Origin of the sequence: Nonomuraea sp. NPDC050556 (assembly GCF_044457355.1) — a bacterium.
Taxonomy (GTDB): Bacteria; Actinomycetota; Actinomycetes; order Streptosporangiales; family Streptosporangiaceae; genus Nonomuraea.
In genome coordinates, this window is the sequence record NZ_JBITGU010000002.1 from 227,209 (window position 1) to 249,142 (window position 21,934).

Below are 21,934 nucleotides of genomic sequence, written 5' to 3' on the forward strand. Positions count from 1 at the left end.
CCCCTCTCCACGACCATCCTTCATCGCCAACGAACGGCGTGCGCGATCTGCACCCGGTCAATCTAAGTTGACGACCAAAGTATGTCAACTTTCGTTGACGCGGCAATCCGCTCGGCACGCGGCTGCGAATAGGGCGACGAGGAACCCGGCCGGAACCTCCTCAGCGGGCTCCGTTGGCTCTGCCTACGGCCCGCGTCCCGAGGACCGAACACTTCAGCTGTGAAAGGACCGAACATGGAGCTCCGGATCAACCGGCGCGCTCTTGTCGGACTGGGCGTAGCGGCGGCGTTGACCGCCTCCTCGTTCGCACTTCTGCGTACCGACACCGGCACGGCCTCCTCGCACCGCGAGGCCCCGATGATCGCGGGTGACCCGCGCAACGACAACACCGACGTCTACGCGTTCGTCAGCCCCGACAAGGCGGACACCGTCACCCTGCTGTCCAACTGGATCCCCTTCGAGGACTCCCAGGGCGGCCCGAACTTCTACACGTTCGACACGAACTCCCGCTACAACATCAAGATCGACAACGACGGTGACGCCAAGCCCGACATCACCTACCAGTGGACGTTCCGCAACGAGGACCGTCGCGGCAATGGAACGTTCCTCTACAACGACGGCCCCGTCACCTCGCTCGACGACCCGAACCTGCTGTTCAAGCAGCGCTACACGCTCAAGCGCATCACCCCGGGCGGCAGCAAGACGCTGGTCTCCAACGGCATCGTCGCCCCGTCCAACGTCGGGCCCGCCTCGATGCCCGACTACGGCACGCTGCGCAGCCAGTCGCTGGCCAAGCTGCCCGGTGGCGGGCAGGCGTACGCGGGGCAGTCGGACGAGGCGTTCTTCCTCGACCTGCACGTCTTCGACCTGCTGTACGGCGGCGACCTGTCCGAGGTCGGGCAGGACACCACCAAGGGCTACAACGTGCACACCCTCAGCGTGCAGGTGCCGTCCAGCGACCTCGCGCTCAAGGGCGACGTCAAGCGCAACCCGGTCGTCGGCGTGTGGTCCACCACGGACAAGGGCGGACCGAACGGCTACGTCCAGGTCTCGCGCCTGGGGAACCCGCTGGTCAACGAGGTCGTGCTGCCGGCCGGGCTGAAGGACGCCTTCAACTCGCTGCCGCCGGCGAAGGACGCCGACATCCCCGCCGTCGTCCAGCGCGTCACCTCGCCCGAGGTGCCTCGCCTGCTGGAGAAGATCTACGGCCTCAAGGCGCCGGCCACTCCGCGCGACGACCTGGTCGAGATCTTCCTGAAGGGCATCGCCAAGGCCAACGGACCCATCAAGGCCGACCTGAACTCGCAGATCCTCAACAAGGACGCCGGCAAGCTGCGTCCGTCCGAGATGCTGCGGCTCAACATGGCGATCCCGCCGTCCAAGGACCCGAACCGGCTCGGCGTGATCGGCGGCGACCTGCAGGGCTTCCCGAACGGGCGGCGACTGGCGGACGACGTGGTCGACATCGAGCTCCAGGCTCTGGCGGGGGCGGCGTTGACCGGCAAGATCGTGCCGGCGCTGGCGGCCGGGGACAAGGTGGACGCGAACGACAAGCCGTTCCTCAAGTCGTTCCCGTACATCCCGCTTCCCACCAACGTGTCGGTGAACCAGGCGAACCTGCGCTGACCTCGTAATGAGCGGCCGCCCGCCCGTTCTCCCAGGCGGCCGCTCACCCCTCGGCGGACCCCTCTCCCGGTCCGCCAGGTGGGGCGCCCGGCCACCCACCCGCGACCGGCGCCCCACCCACAGCCATTCCAGCCCCGCCTCTCACCCCATCGAGCCCCGCCCTTCCAGGCCCCGCCTCTCACCTTTTCCAGCCCGCCTCCTCACCCCCTCGCCCTCCCTCCCAGGCCCGCCCCCACACCCCTCGCCCTCCCTGCCAGGCCCGCCCCACACCCCCTCGCCCTCCCTTTGAGCCCCCGCCCCCACACCCCCTTCCAGTGCCGTCACTCACCCCACCCACGCCGTCCCTCCCCCGCCGCTCTCCACGACCTCTCACCCGCAGCCTCTCCGCCCCACCACCCGCTGTGTTCCACCCGCCCCTTGCTCTACAGGCTCAAGCGCTTTGGCCCTAGACCCTCCGAGCCCGCGCACCGCCCCGCATGACTCCCCACCAAGAGCGCCACCCACCAGACCCGACCAACGGACAGGAGACCGGCATGCGAGCGCTCCTCATCAGCGGCGGTGTGGTCGCCGCAGCCGCCGCGATCTTCACCGCTGTGGCGATCTCCGCGCCCCCCGCCACAACCCCCACCGACCACCCCACCCAGCCCCAGGCAGAAACCCTGCAAACCAGGCTGAAGCGCCTCCCCCGCGACCACCGCTCCTGGGCCCAGCTGACCCTCCAGTACGTCGACCAGGCCAGAACCACCGGCGACCCGACCTACTACACCAAGGCGGAACAGGCCCTGAAGACCGCCACCCACCTGGCCCCGGAGGACGACGCCGTACTCACCGGCACAGCCGCCCTGGCCGCCGCCCGCCACGACTTCACCAACGCCGTCAAAACCGCCAAAAAAGCCATCAACGCCAACCCCTACGGCCCCACCGCCTACGGAGTGCTGGCCGACGCGCAGACCCAGCTGGGCGACCTCCCAGCCGCCACCCGCACCATCGACCGCCTGATGTCCCTCCGCCCCGGCGTACCGGCGTTCACCAGGGCGTCCTACGCCGCAGAACTCCGCGGCGACCTCCCAGAAGCCCGCAAACTCCTCACCTACGCCCTGAACGACGCCTTCACCCCGTCCGACCTCGCCTACTGCCGCTACTACCTGGGCGAACTCTCCCTGAGGTCGGGCGACCTCACCCAAGCCACCACCTGGTACGCCAAGGCCCTGGAAGCCTCCCCCGCGTTCACCCCCGCGATAGCAGGCCAAGCCCGAGTACTGGCCTTGTCCGGACAGATATCAGAATCTGTCAGCCGCTATCAAACAGTCGTCGAACGACTGCCCCTTCCCCAATACCTGGTCGAGTACGGCGAAGTCCGCATCAAGGCAGGCCTCACCCCCGACTGGACCCTCCTCCGCGCGGAGCAGCAGCTCCTCAAAGCCGCCGGAGTGCAGGACGACCTCACCTGGGCCGAGTTCGAGGCCGACCACGGGACAGCGGCGGCAGCCGTACGGCATGCCAGAGCCGAATACGCCAAGCACCCGAACGCCGTCGCCGCCGACGCCCTCGCCTGGGCCCTGCACCGCTCGGGGCGCGACGCAGAGGCGCTGCCGTACGCCAGGAAGGCCACCTCGACGGGGTGGCGCAACGCCTTGCTGTACCACCACCGGGCGGAGATCGAACGTGCCCTCGGCGTCCGCGGGACGGCGGCGTCGCTGGTGAGCCGGTACAACCCCCGCTTCGACCCGACCCTCCCCGCCCTCGCGAGGTTCTCATGAGACTGATCAGACTCGTCCTGGTGTCCGTCATGACGGGCCTGGTGCTGTCACTCGCCACGACCATCCTGCTGGTAACCCTCCCCGCCATAGCCCAAGCCAGCACCCTCCCGAAGCCCACCTCCCCCCTCACCACCTCCCCCTTCGCCACCTCCACCTCCACGACCGCCCGCCTCACCCCGTCCGCCCAGGCCACATCCACCCTGGCCGCCTCCACGACCGTCGCCTCGCTCACGCCCGCACTGGCCGCCGCTCCCCTAGCCACAACCCACGTCATGGGGCAGGGCACGAGGACCTCGTCACTCCGCCTCGACGCGGCACGCACCACCTCTGACCTCACCATCACTCGCCTCGCTGCTCTTACGACGGGTGGGGTGGCTGGGCGGGCTATGCATCCGCTGGGGAACTTCACCGTGAACCACTACAACGGCCTGCGTGTGTTCCCCGACCGGGTGGAGAGCACGGCGGTGGTGGATGCGGCCGAGCTGCCGACCCTCCAGGCCAGGCCCTCCGTACGGCCAGCCGGACAGCAGTGCGCCACCCTCGCCTCAGCCCAGCGCCTCACCGTCGACGGTGCGGCCGTGGCGTGGCGGGTCAGGTCGGCGCAGTTCGTGTACGCCCCAGGCCAGGGCGGGCTAGAGACCAGCCGGTTGACCTGCGAGCTCGTCGCCACCGCGCGCCCGTCGAAGGTCGTGGAGTTCGTGGACGGGTTCGAGCAGGAGCGCATCGGCTGGCGCGAGACCACGGCGTCGGGCAAGGGCCTGCGGGCCACCGTACCCGCCGAGAGCGTCAGCCATGAGCTGCGCACCTACCCGGACGACCTGCTGGCCAACCCGCTCGACCAGCGCACCGCCACGATCCGCCTGGACGGCCCGGCCATGGCGCCCGCACCGAACACCGCGCCGGTGGGTGGGCCGATCGGCGAGGCGCTGGCGTTCGTGGACAGGACGTTCACCGGGCTGGTGGGGGCGAATTCACTGACCGTGCCGCTCGGGCTGCTCGCGCTGGCGTTGGCCGCTGTGTTGGGCGCCGGTCACGCGCTGATCCCCGGGCATGGGAAGACCATCATGGCCGCCTACCTGGCCGGCCGCCGGGGCCGTCCCCGGGACGCGGTGGTGGTGGGCGCCACCGTCACGGCGACCCACACGGCGGGGGTGATCGTGGTCGGGGTGGTGTTGTCGGCGTTCTCGGCGGTGGCGGGCGAGTCTGTGCTGGGGTGGCTGGGGGTGGCCAGCGGGCTGCTCATCGCCGCAATAGGCCTCCACCTCCTCCTCACCAACGGCCGAACCTCGCTCCATGGTCACGGCCACGGCCACGGCCACGGGCATGGGCATGGGCATGGGCATGGGCATGGTCACGGCCACGGCCACGGCCACGGACATGGGCAGGGGCACACTGACGACATCGAGCCGGGGCGCGAGGACCACCGCGCCCATGACCTCACCCACACGCACGAGCACGACCCCAAGCGCGAGCACGCGCACGCGCAGGGGCATGACCACCTTCACGAAGATGAGCAGCAAGGTGGCGTCGCCGTACTCCTCAGTGAGGACGGACGCTCGGCCCAAGAGATCCCCTGTGATGCGGTGGAGCGGGGTGGCAAGAGGTCGTCTCGGCGGGCGTTGGTGGGGTTGGGGGTTGCGGGAGGGTTGGTGCCGAGTCCGTCGGCGCTCATCGTCCTGCTGGGCGCCATCGCGCTGGGCCGTACGTGGTTCGGCATCGCACTCGTCACCGCGTACGGGCTCGGCATGGCCGCCACCCTCACCGCCACCGGCCTGCTGCTGGTGAAGTTCGTCGATCGTTTGGAACGGCGGGCGTCGACGGGGAGTCGGTTGGCCGCACGCCTGTCAGCATTCGCGCCCACCGGGACGGCCGTCATGGTCGTCCTCCTGGGCGCGGGCCTGGCCCTCCGCTCAGCCTCCGGCGTCCTCTAACAGCCTTCCATTGGGGGCCGCAAACAGCGCACGCCAGCCCGAGGGCAGGCCAGGTCGCTTCCAGCGCAAAGCAACCCGGCCTGGGGCGATGCACGCAGAGCGGCCCAGAGAAGTAGAGCGGAGCGAAGGTAGGTGGGGGCGCTGTCAGGTGGGGCGGGCGGACGTGGAGCCTGTTGCGGGCGGCGGCTTGGCGCGGGTGACGAGTGGGCGCGGGCGTGGCGCGCGCCGACGTGGCGCAGGTGGCAGGCGGGCAGGGGGCGGGTAGCGGTTGTGGGCGGGCGAACGTGGGACAAGGAGCGGGCGGGGGTCGGTGAAGGCGGGTGGGTGAAGGCGCGCGGGGCAAGGCGCGCGGGGCAAGGCGCGCGGGGCAAGGCGCGCGGGGCAAGGCGCGCGGGGCAAGGCGCGCGGGTGAAGGCGGGCGGGTGAAGGGTCAGTCGATGTGAGGGAGGTCCGGGTCGTCGTAGTCGACGTCGCCCTCCTCGGCTCGGCGGAGTTTGATGTCCTCCACCCACGCCCCCGCGAACCGGCGCACCTCCACCCCCACGTCCATGGAGTCCACGAACTCCAACCGCGTCAACAGCTCATGTACGGAGAACCCCTCGTGATGCCCCTGTCCCAGGGTCTCCAGCTCCCGATACGAGTACAGGTGCGCCACCGACGCCACGCCCATCACGTCCTCGGCCAGCCCGCGGTCGTGGAGTGACCGCATCTTCAGCCCCACCGCGTCGTCCAGCCCCACGACCAGCAGATCACCACAAGCCACGGCCGGTCGGCGCAGGGATTCGCGAAGGATGGACAGCTCGCACCGCTGCCACGTCACCGGCTCCCCCACCAGGAACCGCGCCCGCCGCGGGGTCGACTCGACGACCACGGTGTCCAGGTCGGCCGCGTCAAGAGCCGCGACGAGCACCCCGGGCGGAGGCAGCTCACCCGCGGTGGCCAGCGTGACATCCTCGCCCCGCCCCACCAGACTCCCCAGCGAACCCAACGAACCGTCGCCGCTCCACGGACCGCCGCCATCGGCCGCGCCTCTGGAGACGACTTCCCTCCAGGCAGCGTCCCAGGCGTCGAGGTTCCGCGAGGAGCCGCCCTTCCGCCCCGTGTCTGACCTCGCGCGCTCTCGCGAACCACCGCGCTGGGAGCCGGCGGAGTCCCCCGGGGGACCACCCCTCTGGGTGCCGTCCGGCCAGGGCGCGTCCCTCGGGTCGCCGTCTCGCCGCGTCTCATCCGGCCGCGGCCCGCCCCCTCTCAGTGCCCCGTCGAACCACGGAGCACCGCCCCGCCACCGACCGGTCGGGAGCCCGCTGTCTCCCAACGCCCTGTCGAGCCACCCGCCCGGCGGAACGCTCCCCGAGCCGTCACCGATGCGCCCCTCGCCGAACGACGGAGCGTCCCGTGTGCCGCCACCTCTGCGCGCCTCATCGAACGACGAGGCGTCTTGCGGACCGTCGCCTCTGCGCGTCCCGCCGAGCCACTGAGCGTCTTGCGGACCCGCGCCCCTGCGCGCCTCGCCAAAGGACGGACCGTCGCCCCTGCGCGCCTCGCCAAACCACGGAGCGTCCCGTGCACCGTCGCCCCTGCGTGCCTCATCGAGCCACGGAGTGCCCCGTGAATCGTCGCCGTAGAGCCACGGGGCTTCGCGTGAGCCGTCGGCTCGCCAGGCGCCGTCTCTCCAGGTGCCGTCCTGGGTGGGGGCGGTGGTTCTGGCCGAGGTGTGGCGGGGCGGGGGGTAGCCGTGGGCGCGCAAGGCCGCGTCGCCGGCAATGACCAGTCCGTACGGCGAGCAGACCGGCAACACCGCCCGCAGCACCCGATCTTGGAAGGACATCTCCTAAGTATGCCCGCGCCGCTTACGCGTAGAAGGCAGGTCGTGACGCCCCGAGACGAACTCCTGGAACGCGATCTTGACCCGGATCACCGGACGCCGCCACCGTTCCTCGCGGTGGATGGCGCGGGCGAGCTTCCGAGGTGAGCGCCCGGCGAAGAACCAGTGGGACCAGGGCGATCCGGGCCGAGCCAGCCGTACGGCGCCGACCAGCAGGAGGGGCGGGACGAAAAGGCCCACCAGGCCGGTCCAGATCTTGCCCTTGAGGAGGGTCACGACAGCCAAGGCCAGATTTGTCACCAATATGCCCCAGGGGGCGACGAATCCGGCGATGTCGATGGACAGCGGGCGCAGGCCGATGAGGAGCAGGCCCGTCACGCCGACCGCGATGAACACCGCGTCGACCGAGGCCCGGCCCTCCTCCTCCCAATACACGTCGTGCAGGTGGAGGATCAGCGCGAACTCGTCCAGCACCAGCGCTGACCCGATCCCGAACACCGACGCGGCGACGGCGTACCAGACCTGCGACCCCGCGGACACGACGAGCCCCGCCACGCCGCTGACCAGCATCAGGACGACGCCGAAGACCACGTGGTGGATGTGCATCTCGCCCACGTTGACGTTGCGGAACCAGCCGATCTTGGCGCGGATCAGGCGGACGTTGATGCGGGTGCACACGAAGGCGACGATGAGCGCGACGAAGAAGCAGAACAGCGGAAGCCGTCCCGTATCGACGATGCGATCCTGCAACCAGTTCCCCATGACGTAGAACCTGATGCTACGAGCCTTTTGCGCACCGCCGCGCCAGACGCGGGGTGAACGGCCGGCCAAGCGTCACGTTCGGCTGCGGATTCATCCCGTCCCCGGTCGCCGGTCGGGTCACCGCGGTGAGCTGTCCGGGGTTGGCGAGGGGGATGAATCCGCGGCAAAGATTCCTAGGAGGCTCGGGCGCGCAATGCCTTCTGGTACTCCTGGATGATCAGTGCTTGGCGGACGTTGTCGCGGGCCTGGTCGTACGGCGGGGCGTCCTGTCCTGCCATGAGCTTGTACTGCTCGCGCAACCGGCGTTCCGAGAGGTCGAGCTTGGAGGCGTAGAGCTTGCTGAGCGCGGAGTCCAGCTCTGCGCCGCGCACCTGCGCGTAGGTGTACTGGTCGTAGGAGGGCACGCCTGGGAGGGGTCTGCCTGCGGCTGCGGCCTGCGAGCGGCGGGCGTTCTGGGTGGAGAGCTCTTGCTGGAAGGCCTGTTCTGTGACGTCGGTGATGAGTCCGGCCTCTCTGGCCCACATCCGTCGCGCCATCTCCAGTACGGCGGCGCCCACGGCCTTTTCTCTCAGCGCTTGCCGGGGGTTGGTGCCGTCGCGTGGCCGATCCCAGAAGCCGGGCCCGAGCTGCGTGCCGTACGTGGAGATGACCTCGCCGCGGAGGGTTTCCGCGGCACGCAGCACGGCGGCGCCGACGATCGGCTCGCCGTGGAGGGTGGTCACGGTCTGGTCAGGCGTGATCCCCAGGACCTGCGCGACGGGCGCGGACACGGAGAGCCCAGCGGGCGGGGAGCTGCTGGGAGCACCCGTTGCCTGCCCGCACCCCCCGAGCGCCAACACGCCCACGGCGACAAGCCCCACGCCCCACCACGCTCGCCACCGACGACGGATCGCGGAGAAGCCCCTAGGAGAGGAGGCGGGATGGGTCGGGGGCGTGGATGGACGTGATGTTGGCGGCGTGAGTGGGGCTGCCCGGTGGTTGGTTGGGGCTGGGTGTCTGGGCAGGGCTGGGGGTGAGGGCGGGGCCGCCCGGTGGGTGGGTGGGGGTGCCCAGCGGGCGGATGGGGGTGGGGCTGCCCGGCGGGGGGTTGGGGGTTGGGGATGTGTGGTGTGGCGCCGGGAGCCCCTCATGGGTCAGCCTGCGATCTGGAGGTCGAAGACGTGGAAGCCCGCGTCCGCCAATGGGCTGCCCGCCGGGAAGGTCACCGAGGCGACCTCCTTCCCCGGGTCCAACGGCACCGCGTACCCGAACACCGACACCCCCGACTCGGTCGTCTGCCCGGTCGCCGGGTTCTTGTAGCTGGTCTGGGTCCTGTTGTGGTAGCTCGCCCGAGCCACCACCACCCCACCGGCAGGCGCGGAAGCATCCCACTGGTCGCCGAAAAGCACCGTCTGCACAGCACTACTGCCATCCGCATACGTGACGGTGAAGTCGGCTGATCGAGCCTTCAGGCCACCGGCGCCGAGGAACACCAGCTTGCTCCCCCGCCCCACCACCCGAACGGTCTGACCAGCGGCCTTGACGTTGTCCGGCGTGCCGTACGCCCCGGGGTGCCACACGAAGTCGGCCCCAAGGACGGAAACACGCCCCCCAGGCACCAGACCCGCCTGCTCCAGCCCCTGCCCCGAGTAGGACCGCCCGGAGGTGGAGAACCCCCCGGTGTTCGGGTTGAGGTCGGACGAGACGCCGACGTTGTTGTACGCCGCCGAAACCGACGGGAAGACGACGGGAGCCACCGGAGCCCCCGAGTAGGCCCCACGAGAAACAGTGCTCACCGGGTTGCCCCAGTAGTCCTGACCACCCAGATCGTCGAGGAAGGTGCCGGTGCCGAGCGCAGGAGACCCGGCCAGCAGCTTGTACCCGTCCACGTCACCAGCACCGGTCGCCGTGCCCGGCGCGGCCAGCCCCGGATCCGTCACCACGGCCGACGCGTCAGCGGACGACGGGGTGACACCACCGAAGTACACGTTCGAGGCCACCGAGATACCAGGAGACGAAGGCAAGGCTCCGGAAGGCGCGTAGAAGATGTTGTTCACGATCTTGGAGTCCCCGGTCGGCACCGCGACGTCCAGCTTCTGCGAAGGGCAGAAGAACGTGTTGTTGTACAGCCGCAACGGACTCTTGTTGTCACCAGAGGCGTTGCCCACGATGCGGCAGTCGTCCTGCGCGATGTTGTACCGCAGGATCGCCGTCGCCTTGTAGTTGGGGAACTCGGTGCAACTCTGGCACCCCAGATAAAACCCGCCCGCATTGTCGTGCGAGTAGTTGTACTGGTAGACGCAACTCCCCTTGATCCCGCCGTCGCAGTCCCAGGCGGTGGAGTCGAAGATGGTCGGCCGCTGCCGAGTGACCTCGTTGTACTGAAAAATCGGGTCAATGGAGTTGATAGGCCACATCCCCGCGAAATTTCCGTCGACGTAGGGGTACTTGCCGGCCCCGCCCTCGTCGAACAGATTGTGCTCCACCAGCGGTCGGTCAGAGGCGTGCACCACGATGCCGTCCCCACCCACTGCCCTGATGGTGTTACGCGCGATGTACACGTTGCGGTGGTAGTCGTTGCCCTTGCGGCTGATCTTGATCCCGCCGCCACCGGTGTCGTGGATGTAGTTCCCGGTGATCGTGATGCCGTCGATCGGCCCAGGCCCGTTGTCCGGCGTCGCCTGGATGCTGATCCCCGCAGAATAGGCGAACCACGACGAGTTGGCCCCCGTCTTGTTCCCCCACCCGGCGACGTCGGAGATCTCCAGGTCCCGCAGGACGATCCCCGCCTTGGCCGCGGAGGTCGTCGAGTTGTACTGCACGCCGGTGCGCCGCGCCGTGGTGGCCGCCGGGTTGGTGACGTGCAGCTTCTCCAGCGTCAGGTAGCTGTTGTCGACCAGGTGCACGGCCCACTCGCCGCCGTCGCCCTGGATGATCGGCTTGGGCCCGTCGCCGTAGGAGGTGTAGGTGACGGGATGCTCCGCCGTACCCGATCCGACGGGTTCGAGGCGGCCGACGCAGACCGTCCCTGCCCGGAACTTGATCATGTCCTTGGCCCGCAGCGCGATGGCGTTGACGTCGGCGAGGGTGTTGAGCGGCTGGGCGGCATTACGGCCAGAGCCACCGGAGGCGGCCTGGCAGTCGACGAAGAAGTTGCGCGCCGCGGCCGCCGAAGCGGGCGTGGCGAACCCGAAGAGCATGACGACGAGGGCGAAGAGCGGGGCTAAGCGCATGTTTCCTCTCCCGGAGGGGGGTCAGGCGGAGCGGGACAGCGTGGCCGGAGAGACCTCGAAAACGAACGGCAGGCCGCGCGCGTAACGAGCCAGCTCGTCCAGCGCGCAGTCGGCCATCCTGGCCAGCTCGCCGCCGAGCGAACCGGCGATGTGCGGCGTCACCAGGACGTTGGGCAGGCCGTACAGGGGTGAATCGGGCGGCAGGATCTCGGGCTCGGTGTGGTCGAGCACGGCGTGCAGCCGTCCTGCGACCAGCTCGGCGGTGAGCGCGTCCTGGTCGACCAGCGCGGCGCGGGCGGTGTTGATCAGCGTGGCGCCGTCGCGCATGAGCGCCAGGCGCGCGGCGTCGATGAGGTGCCTGGTCTCCGGCAGGGCGGGCGCGTGCAGGCTGACCACGTCGCTCCTGCGGACGAGCTCGTCGAGCTCGACCCTGTCCACCCCCAGGTCTTCTTGCAGGTACGGATCACTGACCAGGACCTCCAGGTCGAAGGGGCGCAGCAGCTCGATCACCCGCCGGCCGATCCTGGAAGCGCCGACGACGCCGACCACCCGCCGGTAGTTGCCGAACCCCGGGAACCGGGCGTCCCAGTCGAAGGCACGGCGGTCCGAGGAGTAGGAGCGGGCGATCTCCAGCACGCGCTTGTTGGCGAACAGGATCGCCGCCAGCGTGAACTCGGCCACCGGCTCCGCGTTGGCCGCGGCGGCCGTCGAGACGGCCAGGCCGCGCTGCCAGGCCGCGTCGGTCACGTGGTGCTTGACCGAGCCCGCCGCGTGCACGACGGCACGCAGCCTGGGCGCCCCGGCCAGCACCTCGGCGGTGATCGGCGGGCACCCCCACGAGGTGTAGAGGACCTCGGTCTCCCGCAGGTCGGCCGTGGCGAAGTCGTCCACGACCAGGTCGAGGTCGACGTCCGCGATCGCCGCCAGCCGCGCACGGACGGGCTCGCTGAGCAGTCGAACGGCCACGCTCCGTGACATGGCAATGACGGTCTTGGGTCTGTACACAGCTTCCCCCGAAATCACTTGACGCTGCCCGCCGTCATCCCGGCCTTCCAGAAGCGCTGCAGCGACATGAAGACCACCAGCAGCGGCACCACGGACAGCAGCGATCCGGTGATCACCAGGCTGTGGAACTCGGGAAAGGCGTTGCCCTGCTTCTCCCAGGTGAACAGGCCCAGGCTGAGCGGGTACAGCTGCTGGTCGTTGAGCATCACCAGGGGCAGGAAGAAGTTGTTCCAGATCGCGGTGAACTGGAACAGGAAGATGGTCACGAACGCGGGCAGCAACATCGGCAGCGCCACCCGCAGGAAGGTGCGGATCTCGCCCGCGCCGTCCGACCTGGCCGCCTCGAGCACCTCGCCGGGCACGTAGCCCGAGGACAGCACCCTGGCCAGGTAGACGCCGAACGGGTGCACCAGCACCGGGATGAAGACCGCCCAGAACGTGTTGACCAGGCCGACCTTGGAGGCCAGCAGGTAGAGCGGCAGCGCGGTCGCCGTCGTCGGCACGAGCACGCCGAGCAGGACGACGCCGAACAGCTTCTCCTTGCCCCACCAGTGGTACTTGTCGAAGGCGTAGCCGCACATGACGGTGATGAAGGCGCTTGCCGCGGCTCCGACGCCCGCGTACAGGATGCTGTTGAGGTACCAGCGGAAGAAGATCCCGCCGTTCTCCGCGCTGACGTTGGCGATGTTGGCGAACAGGTTGAAGTCGCCGAACGCGAAGCCGGGCGTGGAGTAGAGGTCGGACTGCGACTTGGTGGCGGCGAACACCAGCCAGGTCAGCGGCATGAGGGTGTAGAGGGTGGCGACGATCAGCAGGACGTTGACCGTCGCGCGGGACATCCATCTCATCGTTTGCTGCTCCACCGGGTGACGAAGAAGGACATGAGGGCCGCGAGCAGCGCGAGCATGATCGAGGCAGCGCCGGCCTGGCCGTAGTCGTTGTTGCCGAACGCCTCGTTGTAGGCGTACATGTTCGGCGTCCAGGTGCTGACGATGCCGTCGCTGGCGTTGTCGAGCACGATCGGCTCGGTGAACAGCTGCAGCGAGCCGATGATCGTGAACAGGACGGTGGTGACCACCGCGCCGCGGATCAGCGGCACCTTGACCGACAGCGCCGTCCTGATCGGGCCGGCGCCGTCCATCCTGGCCGCCTCCAGCACCTCGGCCGGGATGGCCTGCAGGGCGGCGAAGTAGATGATCATGTTGTATCCGATCCACTCCCACAGCGCGATGTTGACCACCGCGCCGAGAGCGTGGTCACCGCCGAGGAGGTTCACGCCGCCGAGCAGGTCCACGATGGGGCTGATGCCGGGCAGGTAGAGGTAGAGCCAGATGAGCCCGGCGATCACCCCCGGGATGACGTGCGGCATGAACAGGGCGAGCTGGAAGAACTTCTTCGCCCTGGCCATGCCGGAGTCGAGCAGGAGCGCCAGGGTGAGCGCCCCGCCGATCATCAGCGGGATGTAGAAGACGCAGTAGCCCAGGATGACCAGGAAGCCGTCGGTGAACGCCCGGTCCTTCAGCGTCGCCAGGTAGTTGCCGAGCCCGACGAAGACCGTCTCCGCGCCGCCGAACCCGAGGCCGGAGGACTGCTCGCTGAACAGGCTCAGGTAGACCGCGTACGCCAGAGGCGCGATGATCACCGCCGCGAACAGCACGAAGAAGGGCCCGACAAACAGGGCGATGGCCCCTCTTCTCCGCCAGGTCTCTCGCATACCTCTCCCCAAGCCTCTACTGCTGAGCGACGTTGAGGCCGCGGCTCTTGATCTCGGCCACCGTCGCCGTCTGCACGGTGTCCAGCACGTCGGGGATCGTCGTCCCGCCCGTGGCCACCTTGCCCAGCGCGTCCTTGAACGAGGTCAGCGTCGCCACCATGCTCGGCCCCCACGCCCAGCCCGGCTGGATGGTGCCGTAGGACTCGGAGAACAGCGCGTAGATGTCCTGCCCGCCGTAGAACGCGGCGTCGAAGCTCTTGGAAGCCACCGGGACCAGGTCGGCGATCGCGGGGAAGCCGCTGGAGGTGCCCGACGACAGGCGCGCCGTCCAGGCCTCGGGCGAGCCGGTGAGCCACTTGATGACCTCGACGGCCGCCTTGGCGTTCTTGGAGTTCTTGGAGACGCCGAACGTGGTGCCGCCGAGCATGCCGCTGGCCGGGGTGCCCCAGTTGGGGACGGGCGCGATGGCCCACTTGCCCGCCTGGCCCGCGTGGTTGCCCTTCATGACGCCCGCGCCCCAGTTGGCGCCGACGTAGCCCCACAGCGAGTCGTCCTCGAAGGAGGCGTTCCACTGGTCGCTGAACGACGGCTGGACCTTGACCAGGTCGTCCTTGACCAGGCCCTGCCAGTAGTCGGCGACCTTCTTGGTGGCGGCGTCGTTGATGTTGACGCTCCAGGCGTCACCCGAGGTGCCGAACCACTTGGCGCCCGCCTGCCACGACAGCGCGGTCAGCACGCTGGGGTCGTCGGGGAAGAAGGTGGCGATGCGCGCCTTGGACGAGGCCTTCTTGACCTTCTCGGCAGCGGCCTTGAAGTCGTCCCACGTCTTGGGGACCTCGATCTTGTTCTTCTCGAACAGGTCCTTGCGGTAGAAGAAGACCTGCGGGGCGGCGTCCATCGGCAGCGACCAGGTCTTGCCGCCGAGCTCGACGAGGCTGAAGACGTTGGCCGGGTACTTGCCCTTGACGTCGGCGGTGTCGGCGGAGATGTCCTGGAGCGCGCCCTGGTTGACGAAGTCGGGCAGCTGCGGGTACTCGATGGACATCACGTCGGGGGCGTTGCCCGCCTTCACGGCGTTGGCGAACTTGGCGTAGCCGCCCGCGTTGCCCGACGGGACTTCCTCGAACTTGATCTGCACGTCCTTGTGCGTCTTGTTGAAGGCGTCGACGACCTGCTGCGTCCCCTTGGCCCAGCCCCAGAACGTCACCTGTGCCGGCTGGCCGCTCTCAGCGGAAGGAGCCCCACCACAGGCCGCGAGCAGGGTCATACCGGCCAGCAGCCCGGCCATGCCGGCGGCGGCGCGCTTTCGTTCCATGATTGCTCCTCATCGTTTCCGATCGCTAGAGCATCATTCGCTCAAAAGCGAAGCTCTGTCTAGGTTTCGATCAGTAACGAAATGAACGCGAAACAATCAGCGCAGCGGCGCGGTCGACTCGCGAACCCTGAGTTCAGGCAGCAAGGCTACGTGCCTGACAGGACTGCTCGACCCCTGCTCGATCCGGCGAACCAGCAGGTCAACCGCGCTCCGGCCCACCGCGGCCTTGGGCGGCGCGACGGCGGTCAGCGGCGGGTCGCTGAGCGCGGCCACCTCGTCGTCGTAGGCGACGATCGACACGTCGTCCGGGATCCGCACCCCGGCGATCCGCAGGTGCTGCACCAGCAGCAACGCGTCCTCGTCGTTGTGCACCAGCAGCCCGGTCACCCGGCCGGCCCCGATCGCCTCGACGACGTCGGAAACCTGCTGGCCGGACGGCCCTTCCTGGTCCACGCCGAACTCGCCGGGCACCTCCAGCCCCAGGTCGGCGACCGCGGACAGGAACCCGTGCCGCACCCTGGGCGCGGTGGGGCTGCGCCGCGTCACCATCGCCACCCTGCGGTGCCCGAGCTCGGCCAGGTGCCGGGTGCCGAGGAACGCGCCGTGCGCGTGGTGCGAGGCGGCCGCGTCGAGGAGCGAGGCGGATCCGCCCAGCTCAGCCCGGCGTTCGACGAGTACGGCAGGCACTCCGAGCCCGGCCAGCCACTCGGCGTGCGAGGCGTCGGGCTGCCTGCTCGGCGTGAGCAGCAACCCCTCGACCCCGCCGTCCACGAGCTGCTGGGCCTGCTTGCGGTCCTCCAGGTCGTCATAGCGGGAGACGCCGAGCACCAGCCGGGCGCCGAGCCGTTCCGCCTGCTCACGGGCGCCCCGGATGACGCTGGGGTAGTAGTAGGTCGCCGAGGGCACCAGCATGCCGATCGTCAGCGATCGATCGCTCGCCGGACGGGGCGTCTCAGCGGCGGCGGGCAGCGTGATCCCGCCGTGCACCCGGTGCACCAGACCCTGTCCCGCCAGCGTTTCCACGTCCCTGCGCAGGGTGACCATGGAGACGCCGAGCCGGTCGACCAGCTCGGCCAGCCGGACGGATCCGCGCTCGCGAACCTCGCGGAGGATGAGTTCATGGCGCTGCTCGACGAACACGGGGCTCCTTCGATCGGTGGACCGGACCGATCCTAACGGACGCGCTTTCGTTTATGAACGTTTACTTTCATTCGATCAACCCTGCTTGACGGGCAAGGCTCGCGGCCCTAGCGTTCGGAAAGCCCTTTCCAAACGCTCGGAGTCGCGATGTTCCCCCTGCCAGAAGAGGACCGCACGCTCAGCCCCCTCACCGGCTGGACCCGCAGGCACTGGGCGGCGGTGGCCGACGGCCTGCTGGCCGCGGTGGAACCCTATCGTTCGGCCGACGGCGCGGAAATCCGTCTTCCCGGGCGGGCGAGCTGGACCGAGTGCGACGGTATGGAGGGTTTCGCGCGCACGTTCCTGATCGCCGCGTTCCGGGTGGCGGGTGGCGGCCCTTCCGCACTGCTGCAGCCGTACAGGCAGGGGTTCGTCACCGGGCCTGACGTCTGGCCGTCTGTGGTCGAGAAGCACCAGCCCATGGTCGAGGCGGCGTCGCTGGCGCTCGGCCTGTGGCTGACCCGCGAGCACCTGTGGGACACGCTCTCCGACGGCGAGCAGGAGCGGCTGGCCGCCTACCTGGCCACGGCGTTCGACCGCGAGCCCGTCGACAACAACTGGTGGCTCTTCCCGGTGACCGTCGGCGGCTTCCTGGCGAGCGTCGGGCGACACCAGAAGGCCGCCCGCGAGGCGATCGAGCGCGGGCTGGCCAAGATCGAGCCGTGGTACGTCGGCGACGGCTGGTACACCGACGGCGCGCGCCGCTCCTTCGACCACTACAACGGCTGGGCGATGCACCTCTACCCGGTCCTGTACGGCCTGCTGTCCGGCACCGCGATGCCGGAGCACCGGGCCAGGCTGCGCGAGTTCCTGGGCAGCTTCTCCCTCATGTTCGGCGCCCACGGCGAGACCCTCTACATGGGCCGCTCGGTCACCTACCGCTTCGCCTCCGTCGCCAGCCTCATGCTGGGCGCCGTCACCGGCGACACCCCGCTCTCCCCCGGCGCGACCCGCCGCCTGGCCTCCGGGGCGGTCAAGCACTTCCTCGAACACGGCGCGCTGTCGCCCGAGGGCCTGCTGACGCTCGGCTGGTACGGCCCGCACGAGCCGTCGCTGCAGGACTACTCGGGCTCCGGCTCGCCGTACTGGGCAGCCAAGGCCTTCGTGGGGCTGCTCGCACCCGCCGACCACCCGCTGTGGACCGACGTCGAGGAGGCGGCGCCCGAGGGCGTGCTGCCCGTCCCCGGCGCCGGGCTCATCGCCCAGAACGCCGGCGGCATCGCCAGGGTCGTCAACCACGGCAGCCAGCACCACGTGGGCGACCCGCTCTACGACCGCTACGCCTACTCCACCCACACCGCGCCGACGACCGCCGTCGCGGACAACCACTTCGGCCTCGTGCGGGAAGACGGTACGGTCACCCCGCGCGGCACCATCACCCCGCGCGGAGCAGGGCGCGCCGGCGAGCTCGTCTGGGCGGCGTCCTCCTCCTCGGCCGGCGTCGACAGCGTGAGCGTGGTCAGGGGCGCGGTCGAGGTCCGCGCCCACCGCGTGCCGCCGGGCTCCGCCGTACGGCAGAGCGGGTGGGCCATCACCGGCGAGGAGCTGACGTCCGTCCTCCTGCCGCTGTACGGCTTCGCCGAGGAGAAAGTCGAGCTGGTCGAGGACGGCAGCGCATTTGGAGCTCCCGCTTTGGTACCCACACTTACCGGGACAACCCCGACAGGATGGGCCATATCTGCCGCAGTTCTGGCCACGCGGGGCGCAATTTACGGCGAGCCGCCTGAGGTGAATGTGAGCGACCATATCGTTCTCACGTGGCCGGACGGAATCCGAATCGCTTTCCAGTGGGATAGCCTTTTCCCGGAATTCACTACCCAATAAGGGATATTCGCGCAATGGTGGGATAATGCAGTACGACTTTCCCTCCATCCTCGCTCTGGGCATTGTGGCGGCGTCCCTGAGCCTGTCGGCCGTACTCGGCCTACGCCTGCGCCGCCTCCAACTCCATCAAGACGACGCGGTCGCCAGAGCACGCGACCGCTTCGCCCGCGACGCCCACGACCTCGTCGGCCACTGGCTCATGCTGGCCAGCATGAAAGGCGAGCTGGTACTCCAGCGAGCCGGCGCCGACCTCACGCCCGACCTCGCCGACATGGTGCACGCCGTCAGGTCCGCAGCCGGTGAACTGCGCGACCTCACGTCCACCTACCGCGGCATCTCACTCCGGGAGGAGGCGAGCAGGGCCGGTGAGGTGCTGGGTGACTTCGGCGCCCCCTGCGACGTCCAACTCCCGGAGGAGGAACTGTCGCGGGAGCACAGCTCGCTCCTGGGAACGGTGGTGCGCGAAGGGGTGACGAACGTGTTGCGCCACAGCCGCGCCACCCACTGCTCCATCAGGGTTTTCAAGGACCACGGATGGGTCTGCCTCACCATCGAGAACGACGGGGCCGACACCGTACGATCGCGCTCCGGCCAGGGGTTGGGCAATCTCGACAGCCGCGCCGGCGAGCTCGGCGGGCGAGTCACCACCGACCTCCAGAAAGACGGACATTTCCGCCTGACTGCCCAGATACCTCCTGGTAGGCGGGCCTGTCAATAGTGCATTACTCATACCCGACCGATGCATTTTGTCACTAGGAACCCCGGGGGTTATCCGCAATTCTTGCCTCTAAGCGAGCAATAGAGGAGGCAAGGTGTTTGAACAGTACGAACTCCACTGCCTTGCCAACCCCATGTTTTATGACGCTTTTTCGCAGGAACAGATGGAACGTGCAGACTTTCCGATCTGCTCCCGTTCTGTCCCCGAGGGATGGGCGCACCAGCCGACCGACACGTGGATGCACTACGCCCCCGACGGCCATCAGACGCCGTCGCAGGGCTGGAAGATCCACGTGTCCGCCGGCCTCGACGACGCCGAGCGCGCCCTGGACGTGGTCTGGGAATACTGCGTAACCCACGCTGTGCCGTTCAAGTTCCTGCGCAGCCGCCCGGTGATGACGATGCTCAACTCCAAGTCGGCGGACCGCGCCTCCAGCGGGAAGCTCGTCACCGTCTACCCGTCGGACACAGCCCAGTTCGAGACCGTTCTCAAGGAGCTCGACGCGTTACTCGCCGGGGTGAGCGGGCCGTACATCCTGAGCGACCTGCGCTATGGCGAGGGCCCCCTGTACGTCCGCTACGGCGGGTTCGCCGCACGGCGGACGCTGGGCGAGAACGGCAGGCTCGTCCTGGCCATCGAGGACGGCGAGGGAAAGCTCGTCCCCGACGTGCGCGGCACCGGATTCGCGCTGCCGTCCTGGGTGGAGCTACCGGCGTTCCTGCAGCCGCACCTCGACGCGCGTAACGCCGTCACCACCCTCGACCTGCCCTACCGCATCGAGAGCGTGCTGGCCTTCTCCAACGGCGGCGGCGTCTACCTCGCCACGGACACCCGGAACGGCGAGAGCGTCGTGCTCAAGGAGGCTCGCCCGCACGCCGGGCTCGACGCCGCCGAGCGCGACGCCGTCACCCGGCTCGCGCACGAGCGCACCATCCTCGAACGGCTCGCCGGCCTCGACGCCGTGCCCGCCTTACGCGACTCCTTCACGCTCGGCGACCACCACTTCCTGGCCATGGAGTTCGTCGACGGCAACCCGTTACAACGCAAGATCGTCCAGACCTACCCGCTGACCACCGGGGAGGACCTCACCGCCTACACCGCGTGGGCGCTGGACATGGTGGAGCGTGTCGACGCGGCCGTCGAGGCCCTGCACGGACGCGGAGTCGTCTTCGGCGACCTGCACCCCAACAACATCCTGGTCACCGCCGAGGGTCGCGTGGTCCTCATCGACTTCGAGGTCTCCACGCTGGTGGCCGACGACGCGGCGCTCATGCTGGGAAACCCCGCCTACGCGGCGCCGCGCGACTGGCGCGGCATCGACGTCGACAGGTACGCCCAGGCCTGCCTGCGGCTCAACCTCTTCGCCCCGCAGGCCACCATCATGCTGCCGCTCGACAAGGCCAAGGTGTTCCACCTGGCCGAGATGGTCAGCGACGTCTTCCCCCTCCCCGAGGGCTACCTGCGTGGGGCGGTGCGGACCATCGCCGGACAGCACTCGACGACCGGCCACTGGCCGTCCGTCCGCGCGGCGATGGTCCGCTCTCTCGCGGCGAGCGCGACGCCCGACCGCGACGACCGGCTCTACCCCGGCGACCCGGCCCAGTTCCAGCCCGGCGGCAGCCTCAATCTCGCGTACGGCGCGGCCGGCGTGCTCTTCGCGCTCGAAGCCTCCGGCGCGCCACGCCGTCCCGACCACGAGGACTGGCTGCGCAAGCACCTCACCGACGTAGGACCAGGCATCGGCTTCTACGACGGCGCGCACGGCGTCGCCTACGTGCTCGACCTGCTCGGCCACCGGCAGGACGCGCTCGACCTGGTCGAGGCGAGCCTGTGGGAGCAGTGGGAACTGCTGGAGCTCGGCCTGTTCTCCGGCCTGGCCGGGGTGGGGCTCAACCTGTTGCACCTGGCCGGCCGTACCGGAGAGAACGGGCTCGCCGACGCGGCCGCCCGCATCGTGGACGTCTGCGCCGACCGCCTCGGCGGCCCCGGCGACGTGCCCGAGATCAGCGGCGGCGACCACCCCAGGGCCGGGCTCATGTACGGCTCCGCCGGGGTCGCCCTGCTCTTCCTCCACGCCTACGAGCGCACCGGCGACAGCGGGCTGCTCGACAGGGCGGCCGACGCGCTCCGCCAGGACCTGCGCCGATGCGTCCTGGCCTCGGACGGCTCGCTCCAGGTCAACCAGGGCTGGCGCACGCTGCCCTACCTGGACGAGGGGTCCGTCGGCATCGCGCTCGTGCTCGCGAGATATCTGGAGCACCGGGCGGACGCGGAGTTCTCGACCGCGCTCGCCGACGCCAGGCGGGTCACCGACGGCGAGTATTTCGTCCAGTCCGGACTGTTCACCGGCCGCGCCGGCATGATCGCCGCGCTGGCGGCGCTGGGCGGCGGGCGGGACGACCTGGACCGGCTGGCGCGCGGGCTCGACTGGCACGCGCTGCCGTACGCGGGAGGCCTGGCCTTCCCCGGCAACCAGCTACTGAGACTTTCCATGGACCTGGCAACAGGAACAGCAGGGGTGATGTTCGCGCTGGCACGGGCCCGCGGCGAGCACACGGCGACCCTGCCCTTCATCGAGCCGCCCGGCGGCGGTCCAAGGCAAGGAACCGCCGGACGGCTTCGCGCCCACCAGCCACGAAAGGAGGTGTAACGACATGGTACTTCTCGACCTGCAGACCCTGGAAGCCCCCGGCGGCGGAGGGGGCGGCGGAGGCGGCAGCACCCTGACGGTGCTCGGCTGCGAGTCCCACCACCCCAGCAACCTGAGCTTGCTCCTGTGCCACTAGGCGCAGTCAACGCAACGTCCCGAAAAGCCACCAGTGGAAGGTAAGACGACATGGTACTTCTCGACCTGCAGACCCTGGAAGCTCCCGGCGGCGGTGGCGGCGGCGGTGGCGGCAGCACCCTGACGGTGCTCGGCTGCGAGTCCCACCACCCCAGCAACCTGAGCCTGCTGCTCTGCCACTAGCGGGTGCCTGAAGCCCGGGACCCACAGGTGATGGGTCCCGGGCCTTCGCACAGCACCCCCGGTCGGCCTTGCGGGGTTCGTCCCGGCGATCCGTA

17 protein-coding genes are annotated in these 21,934 nt (G+C 69.4%); 8 read left to right on the forward strand and 9 right to left on the reverse strand.

Annotation, left to right across the window (positions count from 1 at the left end; all coding sequences use genetic code 11):
* Positions 1–234: 234 nt before the first annotated feature.
* The 3 genes from ACIBG8_RS19155 to ACIBG8_RS19165 all read left to right on the forward strand — a co-directional run bounded on the left by ACIBG8_RS19155 (position 235) and on the right by ACIBG8_RS19165 (position 5,317).
* A complete protein-coding gene (locus tag ACIBG8_RS19155; RefSeq protein ID WP_397344171.1) occupies positions 235–1,626 on the forward strand; it encodes a DUF4331 domain-containing protein in 1,392 nt (463 codons plus the stop codon).
* 533 nt (positions 1,627–2,159) lie between these two features.
* The gene (locus tag ACIBG8_RS19160) at positions 2,160–3,386 is read left to right on the forward strand and encodes a tetratricopeptide repeat protein (RefSeq protein WP_397344172.1); all 1,227 of its coding nucleotides are present in this window, start codon (positions 2,160–2,162) and stop codon (positions 3,384–3,386) included.
* Positions 3,383–5,317: a nickel/cobalt transporter gene (locus tag ACIBG8_RS19165; RefSeq protein ID WP_397344173.1), complete on the forward strand. Its 1,935-nt coding sequence runs from the start codon at positions 3,383–3,385 to the stop codon at positions 5,315–5,317. The genes ACIBG8_RS19160 and ACIBG8_RS19165 overlap by 4 nt, the downstream gene beginning before the upstream one ends.
* 430 nt (positions 5,318–5,747) lie before the next feature.
* Here the strand turns inward: ACIBG8_RS19165 and ACIBG8_RS19170 are convergent, their stop codons facing one another.
* The 9 genes from ACIBG8_RS19170 to ACIBG8_RS19210 all read right to left on the reverse strand — a co-directional run bounded on the left by ACIBG8_RS19170 (position 5,748) and on the right by ACIBG8_RS19210 (position 16,290).
* The gene (locus ACIBG8_RS19170) at positions 5,748–6,284 is read right to left on the reverse strand and encodes a hypothetical protein (protein ID WP_397344174.1); all 537 of its coding nucleotides are present in this window, start codon (positions 6,282–6,284) and stop codon (positions 5,748–5,750) included.
* A gap of 864 nt (positions 6,285–7,148) precedes the next feature.
* Entirely contained in the window at positions 7,149–7,904 is a 756-nt protein-coding gene (locus ACIBG8_RS19175) for a hypothetical protein (RefSeq protein ID WP_397344175.1), read from the reverse strand.
* A gap of 173 nt (positions 7,905–8,077) precedes the next feature.
* The gene (locus tag ACIBG8_RS19180) at positions 8,078–8,674 is read right to left on the reverse strand and encodes a hypothetical protein (protein WP_397344176.1); all 597 of its coding nucleotides are present in this window, start codon (positions 8,672–8,674) and stop codon (positions 8,078–8,080) included.
* Positions 8,675–9,037: 363 nt separating this feature from the next.
* Positions 9,038–11,116, reverse strand: a complete 2,079-nt coding sequence (locus tag ACIBG8_RS19185) for a right-handed parallel beta-helix repeat-containing protein (RefSeq protein ID WP_397344177.1) — start codon at positions 11,114–11,116, stop codon at positions 9,038–9,040.
* A gap of 21 nt (positions 11,117–11,137) precedes the next feature.
* Positions 11,138–12,094 carry a hydroxyacid dehydrogenase gene (locus ACIBG8_RS19190; RefSeq protein WP_397344178.1) on the reverse strand — a complete coding sequence of 319 codons (957 nt, stop codon included), beginning with the start codon at positions 12,092–12,094 and terminating at the stop codon, positions 11,138–11,140.
* A 41-nt stretch (positions 12,095–12,135) separates the two neighbouring features.
* Entirely contained in the window at positions 12,136–12,969 is an 834-nt protein-coding gene (locus ACIBG8_RS19195; protein WP_397344179.1) for a carbohydrate ABC transporter permease, read from the reverse strand.
* Positions 12,966–13,835, reverse strand: coding sequence for a carbohydrate ABC transporter permease (locus tag ACIBG8_RS19200; protein WP_397344180.1), 870 nt, complete (start codon positions 13,833–13,835; stop codon positions 12,966–12,968). Before ACIBG8_RS19200 ends, ACIBG8_RS19195 begins: the two co-directional genes overlap by 4 nt.
* 16 nt (positions 13,836–13,851) lie before the next feature.
* Positions 13,852–15,150, reverse strand: coding sequence for an ABC transporter substrate-binding protein (locus ACIBG8_RS19205; RefSeq protein WP_397344181.1), 1,299 nt, complete (start codon positions 15,148–15,150; stop codon positions 13,852–13,854).
* A gap of 96 nt (positions 15,151–15,246) precedes the next feature.
* The gene (locus ACIBG8_RS19210) at positions 15,247–16,290 is read right to left on the reverse strand and encodes a substrate-binding domain-containing protein (protein WP_397344182.1); all 1,044 of its coding nucleotides are present in this window, start codon (positions 16,288–16,290) and stop codon (positions 15,247–15,249) included.
* Positions 16,291–16,437: 147 nt separating this feature from the next.
* On the opposite strand from ACIBG8_RS19210, the gene ACIBG8_RS19215 reads away from it, so the two are divergent.
* The 5 genes from ACIBG8_RS19215 (at position 16,438) to ACIBG8_RS19235 (ending at position 21,839) form a co-directional block, all read left to right on the forward strand.
* Complete coding sequence (locus tag ACIBG8_RS19215; protein WP_397344183.1) at positions 16,438–18,153, forward strand: DUF2264 domain-containing protein; 1,716 nt, start codon at positions 16,438–16,440, stop codon at positions 18,151–18,153.
* A 25-nt stretch (positions 18,154–18,178) separates the two neighbouring features.
* On the forward strand, positions 18,179–18,871 hold the full coding sequence (locus tag ACIBG8_RS19220) for a sensor histidine kinase (RefSeq protein ID WP_397344184.1): 693 nt from the start codon (positions 18,179–18,181) through the stop codon (positions 18,869–18,871).
* A gap of 163 nt (positions 18,872–19,034) precedes the next feature.
* Complete coding sequence (gene lanKC, locus ACIBG8_RS19225) at positions 19,035–21,521, forward strand: class III lanthionine synthetase LanKC (RefSeq protein ID WP_397344185.1); 2,487 nt, start codon at positions 19,035–19,037, stop codon at positions 21,519–21,521.
* Between the two features lie 4 nt (positions 21,522–21,525).
* Positions 21,526–21,657: a SapB/AmfS family lanthipeptide gene (locus ACIBG8_RS19230; protein WP_397344186.1), complete on the forward strand. Its 132-nt coding sequence runs from the start codon at positions 21,526–21,528 to the stop codon at positions 21,655–21,657.
* 50 nt (positions 21,658–21,707) lie between these two features.
* A complete protein-coding gene (locus tag ACIBG8_RS19235) occupies positions 21,708–21,839 on the forward strand; it encodes a SapB/AmfS family lanthipeptide (protein WP_397344186.1) in 132 nt (43 codons plus the stop codon).
* The last annotated feature ends 95 nt before the right edge of the window (positions 21,840–21,934 follow it).

Coding starts and splice junctions, on each gene's coding strand:
- ACIBG8_RS19155 (WP_397344171.1), top strand. CDS start 235: ATGGAGCTCCGGATCAACCGGCGCGCTCTTGTCGGACTGGGCGTAGCG.
- ACIBG8_RS19160 (WP_397344172.1), top strand. CDS start 2,160: ATGCGAGCGCTCCTCATCAGCGGCGGTGTGGTCGCCGCAGCCGCCGCG.
- ACIBG8_RS19165 (WP_397344173.1), top strand. CDS start 3,383: ATGAGACTGATCAGACTCGTCCTGGTGTCCGTCATGACGGGCCTGGTG.
- ACIBG8_RS19175 (WP_397344175.1), bottom strand. CDS start 7,904: ATGGGGAACTGGTTGCAGGATCGCATCGTCGATACGGGACGGCTTCCG.
- ACIBG8_RS19185 (WP_397344177.1), bottom strand. CDS start 11,116: ATGCGCTTAGCCCCGCTCTTCGCCCTCGTCGTCATGCTCTTCGGGTTC.
- ACIBG8_RS19190 (WP_397344178.1), bottom strand. CDS start 12,094: ATGTCACGGAGCGTGGCCGTTCGACTGCTCAGCGAGCCCGTCCGTGCG.
- ACIBG8_RS19195 (WP_397344179.1), bottom strand. CDS start 12,969: ATGAGATGGATGTCCCGCGCGACGGTCAACGTCCTGCTGATCGTCGCC.
- ACIBG8_RS19200 (WP_397344180.1), bottom strand. CDS start 13,835: ATGCGAGAGACCTGGCGGAGAAGAGGGGCCATCGCCCTGTTTGTCGGG.
- ACIBG8_RS19205 (WP_397344181.1), bottom strand. CDS start 15,150: ATGGAACGAAAGCGCGCCGCCGCCGGCATGGCCGGGCTGCTGGCCGGT.
- ACIBG8_RS19215 (WP_397344183.1), top strand. CDS start 16,438: ATGTTCCCCCTGCCAGAAGAGGACCGCACGCTCAGCCCCCTCACCGGC.
- ACIBG8_RS19220 (WP_397344184.1), top strand. CDS start 18,179: ATGCAGTACGACTTTCCCTCCATCCTCGCTCTGGGCATTGTGGCGGCG.
- lanKC (WP_397344185.1), top strand. CDS start 19,035: ATGGAACGTGCAGACTTTCCGATCTGCTCCCGTTCTGTCCCCGAGGGA.
- ACIBG8_RS19230 (WP_397344186.1), top strand. CDS start 21,526: ATGGTACTTCTCGACCTGCAGACCCTGGAAGCCCCCGGCGGCGGAGGG.
- ACIBG8_RS19235 (WP_397344186.1), top strand. CDS start 21,708: ATGGTACTTCTCGACCTGCAGACCCTGGAAGCTCCCGGCGGCGGTGGC.